This window comes from Streptomyces sp. NPDC002138, from assembly GCF_040296485.1.
Classification (GTDB): Bacteria; Actinomycetota; Actinomycetes; order Streptomycetales; family Streptomycetaceae; genus Streptomyces.
Genome location: NZ_JBEOXE010000142.1, coordinates 1 through 5,098, shown reverse-complemented (window position 1 = coordinate 5,098; position 5,098 = coordinate 1). Strand labels below are relative to the sequence as shown.

Annotated in this window: 3 protein-coding genes; 2 read left to right on the top strand and 1 reads right to left on the bottom strand. The window is 75.5% G+C overall.

The genetic code is table 11. The features are described from left to right. The first annotated feature begins 1 nt into the window (after position 1). Positions 2 to 568 (top strand): MarR family winged helix-turn-helix transcriptional regulator, encoded by a 567-nt coding sequence (locus ABT084_RS37635; protein WP_502969301.1) that lies wholly within the window; start codon positions 2 to 4, stop codon positions 566 to 568. Between the two features lie 124 nt (positions 569 to 692). Here ABT084_RS37635 and ABT084_RS37630 read toward each other — a convergent pair whose 3' ends face one another. Continuing rightward, positions 693 to 1,487: a protein phosphatase 2C domain-containing protein gene (locus tag ABT084_RS37630; protein WP_351054279.1), complete on the bottom strand. Its 795-nt coding sequence runs from the start codon at positions 1,485 to 1,487 to the stop codon at positions 693 to 695. A gap of 452 nt (positions 1,488 to 1,939) precedes the next feature. Between ABT084_RS37630 and ABT084_RS37625 the strand changes: the two genes are divergently transcribed. Further along, on the top strand, positions 1,940 to 5,098 hold a 3,159-nt coding region (locus ABT084_RS37625), incomplete at its 3' end, for a sensor histidine kinase (protein WP_351054276.1).

Below are 5,098 nucleotides of genomic sequence, written 5' to 3'. Positions count from 1 at the left end.
GATGCCCGGCACCAGGTGGAAGGACTGGAAGACGAAGCCGACGTGGCGGGAGCGCAGGGCCGACAGGGAGCGGTCGGAGACCCGGCTGCTCGATACTGGTGCTCCACACCATCGATGGGAGCGGTACGTGCACGGGAGTGAAGACCAGGAGTTCCTCGCGCTGGAGCGGGAGCTGTCCGTCTTCCTCCGGAGGGCCCGCGCCTCCTCCGGCGAGATGGCCCGCGCACTGCACCCCGAGCTGGAACCGGCGGCGTACGGCCTGCTCGTCCGCCTCGAAGCGGCCGGCCGGCAGCGGGCGACCGACCTCGCCGCCTACTTCGGCGTGGGCAAGGCGACCATGAGCCGGCAGCTGCGCGCCCTGGAGACCCTGGGCCTGGTCGCCCGCGAACAGGACCCCGCCGACGGCCGGGCCTTCCTGGTCGGCCTCACCGACGAGGGCCGCGAACGCTTCCTGCGGGTGCGCTACGCCCGCCGCGAGCAGTACATGCGCAAGCTCGCGGACTGGGACCGCGGCGAGGTCGCGGAGCTGGCCCGGCTGCTCAACCAGCTGAACCAGGGCGCCGAGTAGCGCCGAGTGGCGCCGAGTAGCGCCGAGTAGCGCGGAGCAGCGCCGAGTGGCGGTCGGCGGCCCCGGACAGCGGCGAAGGGCGGCCGGCGGCCCCGGACGCACGAGTGGCGGCGTACGCCTGGGCTCACAGCTCCGCGTAGGCCGCCGAGGCGTCGTCGTGCCGCTTCGACCGCTTCGACCGCGGCGTCCGGCCGTCGCCCGCGGCGGATTCCAGGGTCCGGACCCGGCCGATCAGCGCCTCGGCGCCCTCCTTGCGCAGGACGGCCATGCAGTCGGCCCAGTCGCCCTCCCGGAACGTGTCCGTCCAGCGGCTCGCGCCGTCCGTCAGCACGGCCAGCGCCGCCACCCGGGCGCGCGGCACGCGGCCCGTCACCGCACGGGCGGCCACCGCCGGGTCCGCGGCCGCCGTGAAGAAGGCGCCCGCCACGTCCGCGTTGCGCAGCGCGTCGGTGGCGGCCACCGAGCGCAGCACCTCCGGAGGCACCCGGTCGAGCCGGTCGTCCAGTACGGCCGTCACCTCGCCCTCCGGCGCGCGCAGCAGGAGGACGGAGTCGGACAGGACGAGGTGTTCGACGTACTCCGCGTCCCAGCGGACCACGACCACCGTCGCCTGCGGGGTCCTGGCGTGAGAAAGGTCACACGTGTCACGGTGTGCGTCGGCGGTGGCGCGGATCGCCTCCGCGAGGATCCGGTCGAGGGGCATGTCCGGGCGCGATCCGGACAGTTCGGTCAGCCGCCCGCCCAGCCGGGACGCGAACCACGGCACCCCGTGCCCGCATCCGACGTCACCGCGCGGCGGCGTGACCCCGTCCAGCGCGACCAGCACCCCGCCCTCGCCCGACGTGGGCACCGAGGCCGACAGCCAGTCCTCGTTGGGGCGTTCCGGGTCGCCGGGGGCGGAGGAGAGGTCGATGCGCATACGGACATTCTGCCCGGGATGTCCGCGGCGCCGGGGGACGGGCGCCGTGCGGACAGGTGAACGGAGGCGGTCGGTCCGACTCCGGAGCCGCGGCGCGCAGGACGGCGTACGGGGCATCGCGCAGGGCGGCCGATCCCGACCGAATGGCCCTAATCCGGCGGAATCCGAGCGTCCGGGCAGCTGTGGGCGGGCATCCTGTCAAGCGGCCATGGATCTTTCAACCGCCTGTCCATGACCCGGCCCTGACGAGGGGCCGTCCGAGTTGGTCGTCAACTCCTCCGTGTTGTTCACTCGTTCAAGTGGCCGGGTGAGCGATGTGCGGCTCTCTCCCCAACACACTGCGAAGGTCTGAAGCGGTACGAGGGGGCAGGGGGCGTTTACTTGTTGACCGGCCGGTACCTCGGCCACACGAGTAGACGAGCACGAGCACACGTACAGGATTGCGAGCACCGGTGCAGAAGAAGCCGTCTCGGAAGAACGGCACCGCCGCCACCACCCCTGCCGACGGCCACGCCGCGGCGGGCCGCGCGGGACGCACCGTACGGGTGCGCCGCAGGCTGGTCATGGGCGTTGCCGTCACCGGGCTCACCGTCCTCGCGGCCGGCGCCCCCGCGGTGGTCACCGCCGCCTCCGAGCTGAACGACTCCCAGCAGCTGGTCACCCTCGCCGACCGGACGCAGCAGACGCTCACCCTCACGCACCTGCTCGCCGACGAACGCGACGCCGTCACCGAGTACGTCGCCGGGGGCCGCCCCGCGACGGGCGCCGCGGGCAAGTCCGCCGTCCAGGACCGTGCCGCGGGCACCGACCGGCAGATCGGCGAACTCCGCCCCGAGGCCGACGAGCGGCTCGCGCAGACCCTGGGCCGGGTCCAGGCCGTACGGTCCGAGGCCGTCGGCGGCAAGGGCACCGCCCTCGCCGCGCACCAGGCCTACTCCGCCCTCCTCGCGGAACTGACCGCTCCGGGCGACCGGCTCACCGAGCTCACCCCGCCGCGGGCCACCGGCGCCCTGGCCACCACCCGGCCGATGGCCCCCCTCGGCCAGGCCGTGGAGCAGGCCTCGGCCACCCGTGGCCTGCTGCTCGCCGCGCTGGCCGTCCCCCGGGCCGAGCAGTCCCAGAGCACCGCCGCGGTCGACGAACTGGCCACCGCCGCCCAGCGTTCGCGCGTGCGGGAGCTCGCCGCCCTCGACGACTTCGCGCGGGCCGCGCGGCCCGACGTACGCCAGACCCTCGCCGCGACCGTCACCGGTCCCGAGGTGAAGGACGCCGACGACTACCTCAAGCGGCTCACCGACCGGCCCACGCTGACCGCCGCCGACCGCAAGCTCGACGGCCAGACCGTGGGGGCCGCGCTCTCCGCCCGCATAGACCGGATGCGGTCCGTCGAATCCACCCTCGCGGGGGACCGCGCCAGCGCGCTCGCCGCGCTGCGTGACGACGACGTGACGGCGCTCGAACGCACGATCGCGATCCTCGGCGCCCTGTTCCTCTTCGCCGTCATCTTCGCGACCGCCGTCGCGCGCTCCCTCACCCGGCCGCTGTCCGTCCTGCGCCGCGGCGCGGCGCGGCTGGCGACCGCGGAGGGCTCGGTGGAGCCGGTGCGCTTCACCGGACGCAACGACGAATTCGCCGAGGTGGTCCGCCACCTCAACGCGGTCCGCGACCAGACCGTCTCCCTGCACACCCGCATCGCGGGTCTCGACGCCGACCGCCGCCGCCTGATCGGCCGCAACGAGGCGCTGAGCAACGGCCGCAGCGCCCTGGAGGACGAACTCGCGCGGCTACGGGCCGGGCTGGAGGAGCACCGGCGCATCATGTCGACGACCTCCGTCTCGCTCTCGCTGCGCACCCTCGGGCTGGTCGAGCGGCAGCTCGCCGTCATCGAGGAGCTGGAGTCCAAGGAACAGGACCCCGACCAGCTCGCGACCCTCTTCAAGCTGGACCACCTGGCGACGGTGATGCGCCGTCACAACGAGAACCTGCTGGTCCTGGCGGGCCAGGAGCACGGTCCGGGGCACGCGACGCCGGTCCCGCTGGTGGACGTCATGCGGGCCGCGGTGAGCGAGATCGAGCGCTACGAGCGGGTCGACCTCGCGGCACTGCCGGGGTTCACGCAGGTGGCGGGGCACGCGGCCGACGACATCTCGCACGTGCTGGCGGAACTGCTGGAGAACGCGACGACCTTCTCGCCGCCGGAGGCCAAGGTCAGGGTCTCCGGGTGGCTGCTCGACTCCGGTGACGCCGTGCTGTCCGTTATCGACGAGGGCATCGGGGTCAGCGGGGACCGGCTCGCCGCGCTCAACTCCCGGCTGTCCGAGCCGGAGGCGTACGACGAGGAGCCCGAGGCGGAACACGGCCTGGGCCTCGGCCTGTACGTCGCGGGACGGCTGGCGGCGCGCCACGGGGTCACCGCCGAACTGCGCGCCTCCCGGGGCGGCGGCACGGAGGCCCTCGTGGTCATCCCGGCCACCCTGCTCCCGACGGCGGCGCCGGGCTCGCCGGTCCACACCGTGACCGCCCACGACGGCATCCCCCACCTGAACCTCCCGGGCGCCGTCGCCGAAGCCAACGGCAACATCCTGTCGGGCCGCACCAGGGGCGAACCGTCCCCCCTGACGCCGCCGACGGGCCCGACGTCGGCCGACGGCCCGGCCCCGGCGGATGCTGCTGCTGCTGATGGCCCGGCCACGGCCAGTGACCCGGCCCTGTCCGGTGGCTTCGCGGCGGACGCCGCGGCCCCGGCCGACGAGCCGACCGCGGCCGGCAGCTTCGGCGCGGCTGAGAGTGCCGCCCGGGCGGACGGCTTCGCCGTGGACGGCCCGGCTTCGGCCAACAGCCCCGGCTCGAGCCACGGTCCGGACTCGGCCGACAACATCGCCGCGGCCGACGACATCGCCGCGGCCGACGGTGTCGTCCCCGCCGAGGGGGCGGGCTCCGGGCTCGGCTCGGTGACGGGCGACCCGTCGGAGCGGGACGCGGACCCGGCCGAGGCGGGCGACCGTGAGTGGATTTCCGTCGTGCCGTTGAGCGGGAAGGCCCCGGACCCTGAGGTCCCGGTGGACGAGGCGGCCCCGGTCGCGGTGTCCGCGCCGGACGAGGAGCCGCGGGACCCGGCGGTTCCCGAGTCCGAGCGGACCCTCGAGGTCCGGCTGCCCGTCCTGCCGCAGGCCGGGGAACTCGCCCCGGAAGCGGCCCAGGAGCCGTCCGAGGAACTGCTGGCCCGCGTGGTCCCGACCACCACCCCGGCGGACCACCTCCCGTCGCCGGACCAGATCTTCACCGTCCCGTCCGCGCAGCCGGAGCCCGGCCAGTCCGGGCGCACCGCTTCCGGCGGGCAGCCGGAGGGCCGCCCGTCCCGGCGTACGGCCGAACCCGCCGCGCAGCCGGAGCCCCGCCAGGCCCGGCGCACCGCCCCCGGCGCGCAGGCGGAGTCCCGTCAGTCCGGGCGCACCCGCCCCGGCGCGCAGCCGAAGGGCCGCCAGTCCCGGCGCACCGCCGACCCCTCCGCGCAGCCGGAGCCCCGCCAGGCCCGGCGCCCCGCCCCCGCGGCGCAGCCCGAGCCCCAGCCCGCCGGGCCCTCCGACCCCGCCGCGCAGCCCGAGCCCCGC

Bases quoted from the DNA above. Each gene is read 5' to 3' on its own strand.
- ABT084_RS37635 (WP_502969301.1), top strand. From the start codon at position 2: ATGCCCGGCACCAGGTGGAAGGACTGGAAGACGAAGCCGACGTGGCGG.
- ABT084_RS37630 (WP_351054279.1), bottom strand. From the start codon at position 1,487: ATGCGCATCGACCTCTCCTCCGCCCCCGGCGACCCGGAACGCCCCAAC.